General features: G+C 61.1%; 13 protein-coding genes. 11 read left to right on the forward strand and 2 right to left on the reverse strand.

From position 1 onward, the window contains the following. Positions 1–20: 20 nt before the first annotated feature. A complete protein-coding gene (locus GKC70_RS05945) occupies positions 21–2720 on the reverse strand; it encodes a [protein-PII] uridylyltransferase (protein ID WP_342650742.1) in 2700 nt (899 codons plus the stop codon). 23 nt (positions 2721–2743) lie between these two features. Further along, positions 2744–3526 carry a type I methionyl aminopeptidase gene (map, locus tag GKC70_RS05950; protein WP_029613416.1) on the reverse strand — a complete coding sequence of 261 codons (783 nt, stop codon included), beginning with the start codon at positions 3524–3526 and terminating at the stop codon, positions 2744–2746. A gap of 353 nt (positions 3527–3879) precedes the next feature. On the opposite strand from map, the gene rpsB reads away from it, so the two are divergent. The 11 genes from rpsB to lpxD all read left to right on the forward strand — a co-directional run bounded on the left by rpsB (position 3880) and on the right by lpxD (position 15343). Further along, on the forward strand, positions 3880–4617 hold the full coding sequence (rpsB, locus tag GKC70_RS05955) for a 30S ribosomal protein S2 (protein WP_039579597.1): 738 nt from the start codon (positions 3880–3882) through the stop codon (positions 4615–4617). A gap of 186 nt (positions 4618–4803) precedes the next feature. Further along, positions 4804–5667: a translation elongation factor Ts gene (gene tsf, locus GKC70_RS05960; protein WP_342650743.1), complete on the forward strand. Its 864-nt coding sequence runs from the start codon at positions 4804–4806 to the stop codon at positions 5665–5667. 178 nt (positions 5668–5845) lie between these two features. Further along, positions 5846–6589 (forward strand): UMP kinase, encoded by a 744-nt coding sequence (gene pyrH / locus GKC70_RS05965; RefSeq protein WP_029613419.1) that lies wholly within the window; start codon positions 5846–5848, stop codon positions 6587–6589. Continuing rightward, positions 6586–7143, forward strand: coding sequence for a ribosome recycling factor (gene frr, locus GKC70_RS05970; protein ID WP_029613420.1), 558 nt, complete (start codon positions 6586–6588; stop codon positions 7141–7143). Before pyrH ends, frr begins: the two co-directional genes overlap by 4 nt. A gap of 15 nt (positions 7144–7158) precedes the next feature. Next, positions 7159–7914 (forward strand): polyprenyl diphosphate synthase, encoded by a 756-nt coding sequence (uppS, locus tag GKC70_RS05975; RefSeq protein WP_029613421.1) that lies wholly within the window; start codon positions 7159–7161, stop codon positions 7912–7914. Beyond that, a complete protein-coding gene (locus GKC70_RS05980; RefSeq protein WP_039579592.1) occupies positions 7914–8729 on the forward strand; it encodes a phosphatidate cytidylyltransferase in 816 nt (271 codons plus the stop codon). Before uppS ends, GKC70_RS05980 begins: the two co-directional genes overlap by 1 nt. After that, a complete protein-coding gene (gene ispC / locus GKC70_RS05985) occupies positions 8726–9916 on the forward strand; it encodes a 1-deoxy-D-xylulose-5-phosphate reductoisomerase (RefSeq protein WP_342650744.1) in 1191 nt (396 codons plus the stop codon). Before GKC70_RS05980 ends, ispC begins: the two co-directional genes overlap by 4 nt. Before the next feature lie 45 nt (positions 9917–9961). Further along, positions 9962–11314 (forward strand): RIP metalloprotease RseP, encoded by a 1353-nt coding sequence (gene rseP / locus GKC70_RS05990; protein WP_342650745.1) that lies wholly within the window; start codon positions 9962–9964, stop codon positions 11312–11314. A gap of 76 nt (positions 11315–11390) precedes the next feature. Then, a complete protein-coding gene (bamA, locus tag GKC70_RS05995; RefSeq protein WP_342650746.1) occupies positions 11391–13739 on the forward strand; it encodes an outer membrane protein assembly factor BamA in 2349 nt (782 codons plus the stop codon). Between the two features lie 43 nt (positions 13740–13782). After that, the gene (locus GKC70_RS06000; RefSeq protein ID WP_029613426.1) at positions 13783–14286 is read left to right on the forward strand and encodes an OmpH family outer membrane protein; all 504 of its coding nucleotides are present in this window, start codon (positions 13783–13785) and stop codon (positions 14284–14286) included. A 1-nt stretch (position 14287) separates the two neighbouring features. Continuing rightward, positions 14288–15343 (forward strand): UDP-3-O-(3-hydroxymyristoyl)glucosamine N-acyltransferase, encoded by a 1056-nt coding sequence (gene lpxD, locus GKC70_RS06005; protein WP_342650747.1) that lies wholly within the window; start codon positions 14288–14290, stop codon positions 15341–15343. The last annotated feature ends 20 nt before the right edge of the window (positions 15344–15363 follow it).

A 15363-nucleotide genomic window follows, 5' to 3' on the forward strand; every position in this document is an offset into this window, starting at 1 on the left:
GGCGCAAGGTCTCGTAATCGTCAGAAGGTCACGCGGGTGGCGCTGCTATCGTGGGTCTGGCCGGCCTGCAACTGCTGGACGATGGCTTCCTGCAGGCGGCTGCACAGGTGCGGGTCGGACAAGGGCTGGTTGTCGGCGTCGGTGATGAAGAACACGTCTTCCACGCGCTCGCCGAGTGTGGCGATCTTGGCGTTCTGCAGCGACAGGTCGAACTCCAGGAAGATTCGCCCCAGGCGCGCCAGCAGACCGGGGCGGTCCGGGGCGATGATCTCGAGGATGGTCACCGGCCGCTGGGCGTCGTTGTGGATGGTCACCTGCGGGGCGAAGTTGAAGTGCTTGAGCTGGCGCGGCACGCGACGCTGGATGATGGTCGGATAGTCCTCGGGGTTGCGCAGGGCTTCGGTCAGCCCTTCGCGGATCTGCTTGACCCGCTGCGGGTTGTCGCCGATCGAGCCCCCGTCATTGTCGAGCACGATGTAGGTGTCGAGGGTGAACTGGCTGCTGGAGGTGATGATGCGCGCATCGTGGATGTTCAGGTTGAGCTGGGCCATCGCTGCCACGGTCACGGCGAAGAAATCATGCTGGTCGGGGGCGTAGATGAAGATCTGCGTGCCCCCTTCGAATTCGCGCTGGGTGGTTTCCTTGATCAGCACCAACGGGCCACCGTCGGCCGGCTGCTGCAGGATCGCATCGCTGTGCCAGGCCACGTCGGCGGCGGTGTGCTTGAGGAAGTAGTCATCGCCCAGTTGCGACCAGAGCTGTTCCACATCATCCGGGTCGGTGCCCTCGCGAATCAGGATGTCCAGCGCGGCGCTCTGGGTTTGCCGGATCTGCTCTTCGCGGTCCAGCGGGTTTTCCAGGCCTCGGCGCAGCGCCCGCTTGGTCTCGGTGTAGAGCTGGCGCAGCAGGCTGGCGCGCCAGGAGTTCCACAGGCTCGGGTTGGTGGCGTTGATGTCGGCCACGGTGAGCACGTAGAGGTAGTCCAGGCGCGTTTCGTCGCCCACGTGCAAGGCGAAATCGTGGATGACCTGAGGGTCGGAGAGGTCCTTGCGCTGGGCGGTGGTGGACATCACCAGGTGGTTCTGCACCAGCCAGGCGATCAGTCTGGAGTCCCACGCCGGCAACTGGTGGCGTTCGCAGAAGGCTTGAGCGTCGACGGCGCCAAGCTCGGAGTGATCGCCCTGACGGCCCTTGCCGATGTCGTGGTAGAGGCCTGCCAGGTAGATCAGCTCAGGCTTGGGCAGGCGCCCCATGAGCTTACTGGCCAGCGGGAATTTCTCCGACACCGGGGTGTACTGCAGCTTGCGCAGGTGCTTGATCAGGTTGAGCGTGTGCGCATCGACCGTATAGATGTGGAACAGGTCGTGCTGCATCTGCCCGACGATCAGGCCGAACTCCGGTAGGTAGCGGCCAAGGATGCCGTAGCGGTTCATGCGGCGCAGGTTGCGGTGGATGCCGATCTCGCACTTGAACAGCTCGATGAACAGGCTGGTGTTGCGGATGTCGTGGCGGAACTTGTCGTCGATCAGATGACGATGCTCGCGCAGCAAGCGCACGGTATCGGCGCGAACGCCCTTTATTTCCGGGTGCTGGGCCATCAGCACGAACACTTCGAGCATGGCGAAGGGCGTGCGCTTGAACACGTTGGGGCTGACCGCTTCTATATAGCCATCGTGCACGCGAAAGCGCGCATTGAGCGGCTGAGTGCTACCGCTGTCATCGGCCAGGATCACTTCCTCGAAGTGCTGGATGATCAGGTCGCACAGCTGGCTGATGCTCATCACCACCCGGTAGTACTGCTGCATGAACTGCTCGATGGCGCGCTTGGGGTTGTCGTCGCCATAGCCGAGCAGCGTGGCGATGCTGCGCTGGTGGTCGAACAGCAGGCGATCCTCAGCGCGCCCGGCGAGCATGTGCAAGGCATAGCGCACGCGCCAGAGAAAGGCCTGGGAGGAGGCCAGCAGTTCGTTCTCGCTTTCCAGCAGGAAGCCTTCGCCGGCCAGGGCGTTGAGGTTGAGCGTGCCGTATTGACGGCGCGCGACCCAGAGCACGGTCTGGATATCGCGCAGACCGCCGGGCGAGCCTTTGACGTTGGGCTCGAGGTTATATTCGGTGTCGTTGTATTTGTGGTGCCGGGCCTGAAGTTCGGCGCGCTTGGCCAGGAAGAACGCCTTGCTCGGCCACATGTGCGCTGTGCTGGTGACCTCCAGCATGCGCTGACGGAGGGATTCAGGGCCGGCCACGGTGCGACTTTCCATCAAGTTGGTGATCACCGTCAGGTCCGCTTGCGCCTGTTCGGCGCATTCCTCGACCGTGCGAACGCTCTGTCCGACTTCCAGGCCGATGTCCCACAGCAGAGTCAGGAAGCGCTCGATAGCATCGCGGTACTGTTCGTGCTCGGCACAGTCGAGCAGGATCAGCAGGTCGATGTCCGACCAGGGGTGCAGTTCGCCGCGGCCATAGCCGCCCACCGCCACCAGGGCGATGCCGTCCACGTTGCCCCAGTCGAACTGATTCCAGGCCTGCTGCAGGATATTGTCGACGAACCAGGCGCGATCCTCGATCAACTGGCGAATCTCGGCGCCTTCGCGAAAGCGCCTGTCGAACACCTCGCCGGCCTGGCGCAAGGCTTTCTTGAAGGCGGGGATAGGGCTTGCCTTGAGCGCCAGCTCCGCCTGGAACTGGCCGCGATCGAACAACTCGGGATCCACCTGGGGCATCGGGTCGCCTTCCTGAATTGAATTTACGCCGAGGTTCGGGCGATGGTGTCGTCTTTGCGCAGGGTGAAGATTTCGTAGCCCGTGGCGGTCACCACGAGGGTGTGCTCCCACTGTGCCGAGAGCTTGTGGTCCTTGGTCACCGCCGTCCAGCCGTCGCCCAGCACCTTGGTGTCGGCTTTACCTTGGTTGATCATCGGCTCGATGGTGAAGGTCATGCCTTCCTTGAGTTCCATGCCCGTGCCGGCCTTGCCGTAGTGCACGATCTGCGGCTCTTCATGGAACACTCGGCCAATGCCGTGACCGCAGAACTCGCGCACTACGGAGAAGCCGTTCTTTTCCGCATGCTTCTGGATCACTTCGCCGATGTCGCCCAGGCGGCAGCCTGGCTTGACCAGTTCAATGGCTTTGTACAGGCATTCCTGGGTGACCTTGGACAGCCGCTCGGCCCAGGGCGCGACGCTGCCGACATGGAACATGCGGCTGGTGTCACCGTGGAAGCCGTCTTTGATCACGGTCACGTCGATGTTCAGCGTATCGCCGTTCTTGAGCGGCTTGTCGTTGGGAATGCCGTGGCAGACGACATGGTTGATCGAGGTGCAGATCGACTTGGGAAAGCCCTTGTAGTCGAGCGGAGCGGGGATCGCTTGCTGGACATCGACGATGTAGTCGTGGCAGAGGCGATTGAGTTCCTCGGTGGTCACACCGGGCTTGACGTGCTCTTCGATCATCTCCAGAACTTCGGCGGCCAGGCGGCCGGCGATGCGCATCTTCTCGATGTCTTCTGCGGTTTTGATGGTAACGGTCATGACAGGCTCTCTACGGCGCCGAGCGGCGCCCAACAAAACGGGAAAACCGGCATTCTATCAGAGCCGCCAGCGCCACGCGGCAGCGATAAGCGGCAAGCCGCAAGCCGCAAGCAGGTGAGTCATCCCCCGCCGCTTCGTCTTGCAGCTTGCAGCTTGTAGCTTGCAGCTTGTAGCTCGCGGCTCTTTCTACCCGTGGGAGTCTGTGGTATAACATGCGCCGCTTTCGGGGGTGTCCCCGTCAGCTCTAACCCACACACGTGTCGACACGATGGCCTGGGTGCCCGGGATCTCAGGATCCGTGGGTTGGTCATTGGGATACGTGGAGGCCCAACCCGACTTATCAAGGAACTATCATGTCCCAAGTCAACATGCGCGATATGCTGAAGGCCGGTGTGCACTTCGGCCACCAGACCCGTTACTGGAACCCGAAAATGGGCAAGTACATTTTCGGCGCGCGCAACAAGATCCACATCATCAACCTGGAAAAAACCCTGCCGATGTTCAACGACGCACTGTCGTTCGTCGAGCGCCTGGCCCAGGGCAAGAACAAGATCCTGTTCGTCGGCACCAAGCGTTCGGCCGGCAAACTGGTCGCCGAGCAAGCAGCACGCTGCGGCTCGCCGTATGTCGACCACCGCTGGTTGGGCGGCATGCTGACCAACTACAAAACCATCCGTGCTTCGATCAAGCGTCTGCGCGACCTGGAAACCCAGGCCGACGATGGCACCTTCGCCAAGCTGACCAAGAAAGAAGCCCTGATGCGTTCGCGTGATCTGGAAAAACTGGATCGCAGCCTGGGCGGCATCAAGGACATGGGCGGTCTGCCTGACGCACTGTTCGTCATCGACGTCGATCACGAGCGCATCGCGATCACCGAAGCCAACAAGCTGGGCATCCCGGTCATAGGCGTCGTCGATACCAACAGCAGCCCGGAAGGCGTCGACTACATCATTCCAGGTAACGATGACGCCATTCGCGCTATCGAGCTGTACATGACTTCGATGGCTGACGCTGTCATCCGCGGCCGCAACAACGTTGCTGGCGGCACCGAAGTCTACGCTGAAGAAGCGGCGGCACCAGCGGCCGAGTAATTGACGCCCAGCGTCTACTTGGTACGCGAAAAGGGGGCTTGGCCCCCTTTTTGCCACCTGAAATCCTCCTGTCAGCCGACGGGCGCATCATGTGCCGGGCAGGTGTGAAGACAGTGGATTTGCAGATTTAGAACGCCCGTGATGCACGGGTGGAATGGTTGAAAAACTTTCCAAGAGGATTTTGAAATGGCAGCAATTACTGCAGCGCTGGTCAAAGAACTGCGCGAGCGTACCGGCGAAGGCATGATGGATTGCAAGAAGGCCCTGGAAAAGGCCGGCGGCGACATCGAAAAAGCCATTGACGACATGCGTGCCTCGGGCGCCATCAAGGCCGCCAAGAAAGCCGGCAACGTCGCCGCTGAAGGCGCCATCGCAGTCAAGACCGACGGTAAATCCGCCGTTCTGCTGGAAGTGAACTCGCAGACCGACTTCCTGGCCCTGCAAGACGACTTCAAGCACTTCGTCGCCGAAAGCCTGGAAGAGGCCTTCGCTCAGAAGCTGACCGACGCTGCTCCACTGATTGATTCGCGTGAGGCTGATCGTGAGGCCCTGGTTGCCAAGTGTGGCGAAAACGTCAACATCCGTCGCCTGGTGCGCGTTGAAGGTGACGTTGTCGGTGCTTACCTGCACGGCAACAAGATCGGCGCTGTCGTCGTTCTGAAAGGCGGTGACATTGAGCTGGCGAAGAACATTGCCATGCACGTTGCAGCCTCGAACCCCGAGTTCCTGGATTCGTCGGAAATCTCCGCCGAGGCCATCGAGCGCGAGAAGGGTGTCTTCCTGCAACTCAACGCCGACAAGATCGCCGGCAAGCCGGAAAACATCGTCGAGAACATGATCAACGGCCGTATCACCAAGTTCAAGGCAGAAGCCTCGCTGAAAGAGCAGGCGTTCGTCATGAACCCGGAAGTCAAGGTCGGTGATCTGGCCAAGAAAGCCGGCGCTGAAATCGTTTCCTTCACCTACTTCAAAGTCGGCGAAGGCATCGAGAAGCCGGTCGACAACTTCGCTGAAGAAGTTGCCGCCCAGGTCGCTGCCGCCAAGCAGTAAGACAGCCCCGTCTGTCGCCCCGAAGAGGCTGCCCGCTCACGCGCGCAGCCTCTTTGTCAAAGCGGCCGCGGTTTATCAGGCCGCTGTTCGCTGACGCATTCGCTGCGTCACGTTAGAGTTACGCGTAGGCTGATACAGCCCGCCAGATTTTTTACAAACGCCGCAGGAGAGATTCGCAATGGCTCAGCAGGGTAGTGGTCATCAGGCTCGCTATAAACGCATTCTACTCAAACTTAGCGGCGAGGCCCTGATGGGCTCGGAAGAGTTCGGGATCGACCCCAAGGTCCTGGATCGCATGGCGCTGGAAGTCGGCCAGCTGGTCGGCATCGGCGTTCAAGTCGGCCTGGTGATCGGTGGCGGCAACCTGTTCCGTGGTGCAGCCCTCAGTGCTGCCGGCATGGACCGAGTGACTGGCGACCATATGGGCATGCTGGCTACCGTGATGAACGCTCTGGCCATGCGCGATGCCCTGGAGCGGGCGAACATCACCGCCGTCGTCATGTCGGCGATTTCCATGGTGGGCGTGACCGATCATTATGATCGTCGCAAGGCCATGCGCCACTTGAACGCCAAGGAAGTGGTGATTTTCGCCGCCGGCACCGGCAACCCCTTCTTCACCACCGACTCCGCCGCTTGCCTGCGCGCCATCGAAATCGATGCCGACGTGGTATTGAAGGCAACCAAGGTGGATGGCGTATACACTGCAGACCCATTCAAAGACCCGCATGCCGAGAAGTTCGATCATCTGTCTTACGATGAAGTGCTGGATCGCAAGCTGGGCGTGATGGACCTGACGGCAATCTGCCTTTGCCGTGATCACAAGATGCCGCTGCGTGTCTTCAATATGAACAAGCCCGGCGCCCTGCTGAATATCGTGCATGGTGGTGCTGAAGGAACTCTGATCGAGGAAGTTCAAAAATGATCAACGAAATCAAGAAAGACGCTCAGGAGCGGATGAAGAAGTCGCTGGAATCGCTGGCCCATGCCTTTGGCCAGATCCGTACCGGCAAGGCGCATCCAAGCGTACTCGGTAGCGTGATGGTGCCCTACTATGGCACCGACACCCCGCTGACCGGCGTGGCGAACGTGACCGTCAAGGACAACCAGACGCTGCAAGTGGTGCCTTTCGAGCGCAACATGCTGGCCGCAATCGACAAGGCTATCGGCAGTGCCGGTCTGAACCTCAACCCGACCAACCTGGGCGAGCTGCTGCTGGTCAAGATGGCGCCACTGACCGAAGAGACCCGCAAGGGCTTCACCAAGCAGGCCCGAGCGGCCGCTGAAGATGCCCGTGTTGCAGTGCGTAACATTCGTCGTGATGCGCTGGGCGATTTGAAGAAGCTGTCCAAGGACAAGGCAATCAGCGAGGACGAAGAGCGTCGCGCCAGCGCCGACATCGACAAGCTGATCAAGGATTTCGAGGCGCAGATCGCCAAGGCTACGGAAGACAAGGAAAAGGACCTGATGGCCGTCTGAGGCCGGGGTTTGTTCATGGATAAGACCAAGCTGGCGGCACCGTCTGTGGTGCCGCGTCATGTCGCGATCATCATGGACGGCAATAACCGCTGGGCGAAGAAGCGCCTGTTGCCCGGTGTTGCCGGGCACAAGGCGGGCGTCGATGCGGTACGTGCGGTGATCGAGGTCTGTGCCGAGGCGAAGGTCGAAGTGCTCACGCTCTTCGCCTTCTCCAGCGAGAACTGGCAGCGTCCGGCTGATGAAGTGGGTGCGTTGATGGAGCTGTTCTTTTCGGCCTTGCGCCGCGAAGCCAAGCGCCTGAATGACAACAACATCAGCCTGCGCATCATCGGCGATCGTTCGCGTTTTCATCCGGAATTGCAGGCGGCAATGCGCGAAGCCGAGGCGCTGACCGCCGGCAATGACCGCTTCATTCTTCAGGTCGCGGCCAACTATGGCGGGCAGTGGGATATCGCCCAGGCGGCTCAACGTCTCGCACGCGAAGTGCAGGCTGGCCACCTGAGGGCCGATGACATTACCCCTGAGTTGTTGCAGACCTGCCTGGCGACCGGCGATTTGCCGCTGCCCGACCTGTGCATTCGCACCGGTGGCGAGCACCGCATCAGCAATTTCCTCCTTTGGCAGTTGGCGTACGCCGAACTGTATTTCTCCGACCTCTACTGGCCGGACTTCAAACACGAGGCCATGCGCACTGCGTTGGCCGATTTCGCTTCGCGCCAGCGCCGCTTCGGTAAGACCAGCGAGCAGGTCGAAGCTGGAGCCCGTGCTTAATGCTTAAACAACGCATCATTACCGCGCTGATCCTGCTGCCGGTCGCGCTGGGCGGATTCTTCCTGCTCGGCGGCGCCGACTTCGCGCTGTTCATCGGTTTCGTGGTCACCGTCGGCGCCTGGGAATGGGCACGTTTGGCCGGGCTGACCGCCCAGCCGCTGCGCCTGGCCTACGCTGCCGTGGTCGCCGGAGCGCTGATGCTGCTCTACCTCATGCCCGACCTGGCGCCCTGGGTGCTGGGCGCTTCGGTGATCTGGTGGGGGTTGGCGACCTGGCTGGTGCTGACCTATCCACGCAGCAGCGAACTGTGGGGCAGTGCCGCCTGCCGGCTGCTGATCGGCCTGCTGGTGCTGCTGCCGGCCTGGCAGGGCCTGGTGCTGCTCAAGCACTGGCCGCTGGGTAACGGCTTGATCCTGTCGGTGATGGTGCTGGTCTGGGCGGCGGATATTGGCGCTTATTTCTCCGGGCGTGCCTTCGGCAAGCGCAAGCTGGCGCCGCAGGTGAGTCCTGGCAAGAGCTGGGAAGGTGTCTACGGCGGCATGGCGGTGAGCCTGCTGATTACGCTGGTGGTCGGTCTGGTGCGCGACTGGGGCATAGGACAGATTCTGCTCGGCCTGGTCGGCGCGCTGATCGTGGTCATGTCGTCGGTGGTTGGGGATCTGACTGAAAGCATGTTCAAGCGCCGCGAAGGCATCAAGGACAGCAGTAATCTACTGCCTGGGCATGGCGGCGTGCTCGACCGTATTGACAGCCTGACAGCGGCGATTCCCATGTTCGCTGTGCTGCTCTGGGCGGCCGAATGGGGTGTGATGTGAGCCAAGTGCAGCGCATCACCGTACTCGGGGCGACCGGTTCGATCGGCCTGAGCACCCTGGACGTGATCGCCTGTCATCCCGACCGCTATCAAGTGTTCGCCTTGACGGGCTACTCGCGTCTGGAGGAGTTGCTGGCACTCTGCCTGCGACACCGTCCAGCCTATGCGGTCGTGCCCGATGCCCGTTCCGCGTCTCGCCTGCGTGACGGGCTGGTGGCGGCAGGTTGCGACTGCGAAGTGCTGGAAGGGGAGGCTGGGCTCTGTCAGGTCGCCTGCGCCAGCGAAGTGGACGCGGTAATGGCCGCCATCGTCGGTGCAGCGGGATTGCGTCCCACCCTGGCAGCCGTGCGCGCCGGCAAGAAGGTGTTGCTGGCCAACAAGGAAGCGCTGGTGATGTCCGGCGCGCTGTTCATGCAAGCGGTGCGCGACAGCGGCGCCGTGCTGCTACCCATCGACAGCGAGCACAACGCAATTTTTCAGTGCCTGCCTGGGGATTACTCCCGAGGTCTGGCGCAGGTGGGGGTGCGTCGCATCCTGCTGACGGCGTCCGGCGGGCCCTTCCGCGACACCTCGGCGGCCGCGTTGATGGATGTCACGCCCGAGCAGGCTTGTGCTCATCCGAATTGGTCGATGGGGCGCAAGATTTCCGTCGATTCGGCCAGCATGATGAACAAGGGACTCGAGCTGATCGAGGCGTGCTGGCTGTTCGATGCCGCCCCTTCGATTGTGGAAGTGGTGGTGCATCCGCAAAGCGTCATTCATTCGCTGGTCGACTACGTCGACGGCTCGGTACTGGCGCAGTTGGGCAATCCTGACATGCGAACCCCGATCGCCAATGCGCTGGCTTGGCCGCAGCGAATCGATTCGGGTGTCGCGCCGCTGGACCTGTTCGCGATAGCGCGTCTGGATTTCCAGACGCCCGACGAGCAGCGCTTCCCGTGTTTGCGACTGGCGCGTGCGGCAGCCGAAGCCGGCAATAGCGCTCCGGCCGTGCTCAATGCGGCCAACGAAGTGGCGGTGGAGGCATTCCTCCAGGGGCGTATCCGCTTCCCGGAAATCGCGAGTATGATCGAGCAGGTCCTCGAGCAGGAGCCGGTCGTCGCGCTGGCTTCGCTGGAGGCTGTGTTCGCCGCCGACCAGCGTGCCCGGGAGCATGCCCAGGCATGGTTGAGGCGCCACGGTCGCTGACCCCTGTCGGCCAAAAGCCCGGCTGAACAGCATTCGGAGATGGATATGACAGCGCTCTACATGATCATCGGCACCTTGGTGGCGTTGGGTGTACTGGTCACGTTTCATGAGTTCGGCCACTTCTGGGTGGCGCGCAAGTGCGGGGTCAAAGTGCTGCGTTTTTCGGTGGGCTTCGGCACGCCGCTGCTGCGTTGGCATGATCGCCATGGCACTGAGTTCGTCGTCGCGGCGATTCCGCTGGGTGGTTACGTCAAGATGCTCGACGAACGCGAAGGCGACGTTCCACCTGCACTGCTCGGGCAGTCGTTCAATCGCAAGCCGGTGGGGCAGCGTATCGCGATCGTCGCTGCCGGTCCGATCGCCAATTTCCTGCTGGCGATCCTGTTCTTTTCGCTGGTCGCCATGCTCGGCAGTCAACAGGTGCGTCCGGTCATCGGTGCGGTGGAGTCGGGCAGCCTGGCGGCGTCAGCGGGTCTGATGCCTGGGCAGGAAATCGTTTCCATCGATGGCAAGCCGACCAACGGTTGGTCCGCAGTCAACTTGCAGTTGGTTCGGCGCCTCGGCGAGAGCGGAAGCTTGCGCGTCGGTGTGCGCGACGAGGGCGCCACGCTCGAGCGTCAGCTTGAGATCAGCCTGGACCATTGGCTCAAAGGGGCCGACGAGCCTGATCCGATCCAGTCACTGGGTTTGCGCCCATGGCGTCCGGTATTGCCGCCGGTGCTGGCCGAGATCGATCCGAAAGGCCCGGCAGCCGCGGCGGGCATGAAGACCGGCGATCGGCTGCTGGCGCTGGACGGGACGGCCGTGAGCGACTGGCAGCAAGTCGTCGACCGGGTCCGTGCCCATCCCAAGACCCAGGTCCAGGTGCGCCTCGAGCGAGACGGCGCGCAGTTGGAGCTGCCGGTGACCCTTGCCAGCAAGGGCGAGGGCCAGGCGGCAGCAGGCTACCTCGGTGCGGGCGTCAAGGGTGGCGAGTGGCCGGCGAACATGCTCCGCGAGGTTAGCTATGGACCGCTCGAAGCGGTCGGCGAGGGCTTGTCGCGGACCTGGAACATGAGTGTCCTGACCCTCGAATCGCTGAAGAAAATGCTCTTCGGCGAGCTCTCGGTAAAAAACTTGAGCGGACCGATAACCATTGCTAAAGTGGCGGGCGCTTCAGCCCAGTCGGGCGTTGGGGATTTCCTGAATTTCCTGGCCTACCTGAGCATAAGCCTGGGGGTTCTGAACCTGCTGCCCATCCCGGTACTGGATGGGGGGCATTTGCTGTTTTACCTGATCGAGTGGGCGCGCGGTCGTCCGCTTTCCGATCGGGTGCAAGGTTGGGGGGTCCAGATCGGTATCAGTTTGGTCATAGGGGTGATGTTGCTCGCCCTGATCAACGATCTGGGTCGACTTTAACGCTTCGCTCTATTGCGAACCTGCCGCCGTACTGCGGTGGCGGGTTGTTTATTGCCAGTTGGAATAAAAGGACTTCATGAAACGTCTGCTGCTAACTGCGGTGCTCTCCGCACTGATGATCGCTGAAGTTCACGCCGAGTCCTTCACCATCTCCGATATTCGTGTCAACGGCCTGCAGCGGGTTTCCGCCGGCAGCGTGTTCGGCGCGTTGCCGTTGAATGTGGGCGACCAGGTCGATGACCGGCGCTTGGTGGAGTCCACCCGTTCCCTGTTCAAGACCGGGTTCTTCCAGGACATTCAACTGGATCGCGATGGCAATGTCCTGATCATCAACGTGGTCGAGCGTCCATCGGTGTCGAGCATCGAGATCGAAGGCAACAAGGCGATCAGCACCGACGACTTGATGAAAGGCCTCAAGCAGTCCGGTCTGTCCGAAGGCGAGATCTTCCAGCGCGCGACTCTCGAAGGCGTTCGTAACGAACTGCAGCGCCAGTACGTGGCCCAAGGTCGCTACTCGGCTGAGGTGGACGCCGAAGTGGTGCCGCAGCCACGTAACCGCGTCAGCCTGAAGATCAAGATCAACGAAGGTACGGTTGCTGCCATCCAGCACATCAACGTGGTGGGCAACACCGTATTCGGCGATGAAGAGCTGTCTCAACTGTTCGAGCTGAAGACCACCAACTGGCTGTCGTTCTTCAAGAACGATGACAAGTATGCACGCGAGAAATTGTCCGGTGACCTGGAACGCCTGCGTTCCTACTATCTGGACCGCGGCTACATCAACATGGACATCGCCTCCACTCAGGTGTCCATCACGCCGGACAAGAAGCACGTCTACATCACCGTCAACGTCAACGAAGGTGAAAAGTACACCGTTCGTGACGTGAAGCTGTCCGGCGACCTCAAGGTGCCGGAAGACCAGGTCAAGTCGCTGATGCTGGTCCAGCCCGGTCAGGTGTTCTCGCGCAAGGTCATGACCACCACGTCCGACCTGATTACCCGACGCCTGGGTAACGAAGGCTACACCTTCGCCAACGTCAATGGCGTTCCGCAGCCCAACGATCAGGATCACACCGTCGACATCATGTTCGTCGTCGATCCGGGCAAGCGTGCCTACGTCAACCGCATCAACTACCGCGGCAACACCAAGACCGAAGACGAAGTATTGCGTCGTGAGATGCGTCAGATGGAGGGCGGCTGGGCGTCCACCTACCTCATCGACCAGTCCAAGACCCGTCTCGAGCGCCTGGGCTTCTTCAAGGAAGTCAACGTCGAGACTCCGTCTGTGCCGGGCACCGATGACCAGGTCGACGTCAACTATGCGGTCGAGGAGCAGGCGTCCGGCTCGATCACCGCCAGCGTTGGTTTCGCCCAGAGCGCCGGCCTGATTCTCGGTGGCTCGATCAGCCAGAGCAACTTCCTCGGTACCGGTAACAAGGTCTCCATCGGTTTGACCCGCAGCCAGTACCAGACCCGCTACAACTTCGGTTTCGTCGATCCCTACTTCACGCCAGACGGCGTGAGCCTGGGCTACAACGCCTTCTATCGCAAGACCGACTATGACGACCTCGATGTCGACGTGGCCAGCTATGCGGTGGACAGCCTGGGTGCCGGTGTCAGCCTGGGGTATCCGATCAGCGAAACATCGCGTCTGACCTACGGCCTGACCGTGCAGCAGGACAAGATCAAAACCGGTCGCTATACCGTGGATGAGATCTTCGACTTCCTCAACAAGGAAGGCGATAGCTTCCTGAACTTCAAGGCGTCGATCGGCTGGTCCGAATCCACCCTGAACAAAGGTGTCCTGGCGACCCGTGGTCACTCTCAAAGCCTGACGTTGGAAACCACCGTTCCGGGCAGCGACCTGTCGTTCTACAAGCTCGACTACCGCGGCCAGGTGTTCAAGCCTCTGAGCAATGACTACACCCTGCGTCTGCACACCGAGCTGGGTTATGGCGATGGATTTGGTGGCACTTCGGGTCTACCGTTCTACGAGAACTACTATGCGGGTGGTTTCAACTCCGTGCGTGGATTCAAGGACAACACTCTTGGGCCGCGAAGCACGCCTAGCTCGGGTCGAAACCCAGGCACCATTCGTGATCCCGATCAGGATCCGTTGGCCTTCGGTGGTAACGTCCTGGTGCAGGGTGGTGTCGAGTTGCTGTTCCCGCTGCCATTCGTCAAGGATCAGCGCTCGCTGCGTACTTCGGTATTCTGGGATGTCGGTAACGTGTTCGACACCAACTGTGGCTCCAAACCAGACTGCGCCAAGGTCGGTTTCTCGGACATGGCGAGCTCCGTCGGTCTGGGTGTAACTTGGATCACCGCGCTGGGTCCGTTGAGCTTTAGTTTGGCAACGCCGATCAAGAAGCCGAACAACGCCGAAACCCAGGTATTCCAATTCTCTCTGGGCCAGACTTTCTAAGCGGGCCCTTGCTTAACGACAACGGTTTATCCAGGAGTGCATCGTGCGTAAGTTGACTCAACTGGCCGTAGTGGCCGCGGCGCTGGTCGCCACCCCGGCTTTCGCCGAAATGAAGGTTGCCGTTCTGAACTACCAGATGGCGCTGCTCGAATCCGATGCGGCTAAGAAGTACGCCGTTGACGCCGAGAAAAAGTTTGGTCCACAGCTCAACCAGCTCAAGACCCTCGAAAGCAGCGCCAAAGGCATTCAAGACCGCTTGATCAAGGGCGGCGACAAGATGCAGCAGCCTGAGCGTGAGCGCCTGGAGCTTGAATTCAAGCAGAAGGCTCGCGACTTCCAGTTCCAGTCCAAGGAACTGAACGAGGCCAAAGCCGTTGCTGACCGCGACATGCTCAAGCAGCTCAAGCCCAAGCTCGATGGTGCTGTGGAAGAAGTCATCAAGAAAGGCGGTTTCGACCTGGTTCTCGAGCGTGGCGCGGTAATCGATGTCAAACCTCAGTACGACATCACCCGCCAGGTTATCGAGCGCATGAATCAAGCGCGTTGATATGACCCTGACCATCACGCTCGGCCAGTTGGCCGACACCCTCGGGGCCACACTCAGTGGCCCCGAGTCGCTTGCGATCACCGGTCTGGCGACCTTGCAGGAAGCCGGACCCGGGCAGTTGAGCTTTTTGGCCAATCGTCAGTACCGCAAATTCCTCGACGAGAGTCAGGCGGCGGCGGTGTTGATCACGGCCGAGGATGCCGAGGGCTTCACCGGCAACGCAGTGATCGTGCCTGATCCGTATCTGGCTTACGCGCGCATCTCCCACCTGTTCGATCCGAAGCCCAAGGCTGTGGCAGGTATACATCCTAGCGCCGTTGTTGCAGAGGATGCACAGGTGGATGCCAGTGCCAGCGTCGGCGCGTTCGCGGTGATCGAGAGTGGCGCACGCATCGCGGCGAACGTCACCATCGGTGCCCATTGTTTCGTAGGTGCACGTTGCGTTATCGGTGAGGGCGGCTGGTTGGCGCCGCGGGTCACGCTGTACCACGATGTGACCATCGGCAAGCGCGTGGTGATTCAGTCCGGCGCAGTGATTGGCGGTGAGGGCTTTGGTTTCGCCACTGAGAAAGGCATCTGGCAAAAGATCGCGCAGATTGGTGGTGTTACGCTCGGCGACGATGTAGAAATCGGTGTCAATACTGCGGTGGACCGAGGGGCGCTTTCCGATACGCGCATCGGTAATGGGGTCAAGCTCGACAACCAAATCCAGATTGCTCACAACGTGCAGGTCGGTGACCACACCGCGATGGCTGCCTGTGTCGGTATTTCAGGTAGCACCCGGATCGGCAAGCACTGCATGATCGCAGGTGGCGTCGGGATGGTCGGTCACATCGATGTCTGCGACAACGTCTTCGTCTCCGGCATGACCATGGTGACCCGCTCGATTACCGAGCCCGGTGGCTATTCTTCCGGCACCGCCATGCAGCCTCTGGCCGAATGGCGCAAGAGCGCTGCGCGGATTCGGCAGCTTGACGACATGTCCAAACGGTTGCAGCAACTGGAAAAACGTGTCGACACCGTGACCTCAGGTGGCCAGCCGGCATCAGAAGGCTGATACCATTTCCTGAGCAAGAG

Origin of the sequence: Pseudomonas sp. REB1044, from assembly GCF_038813925.1 — a bacterium.
Lineage (GTDB): Bacteria > Pseudomonadota > Gammaproteobacteria > Pseudomonadales > Pseudomonadaceae > Aquipseudomonas > Aquipseudomonas boreofloridensis.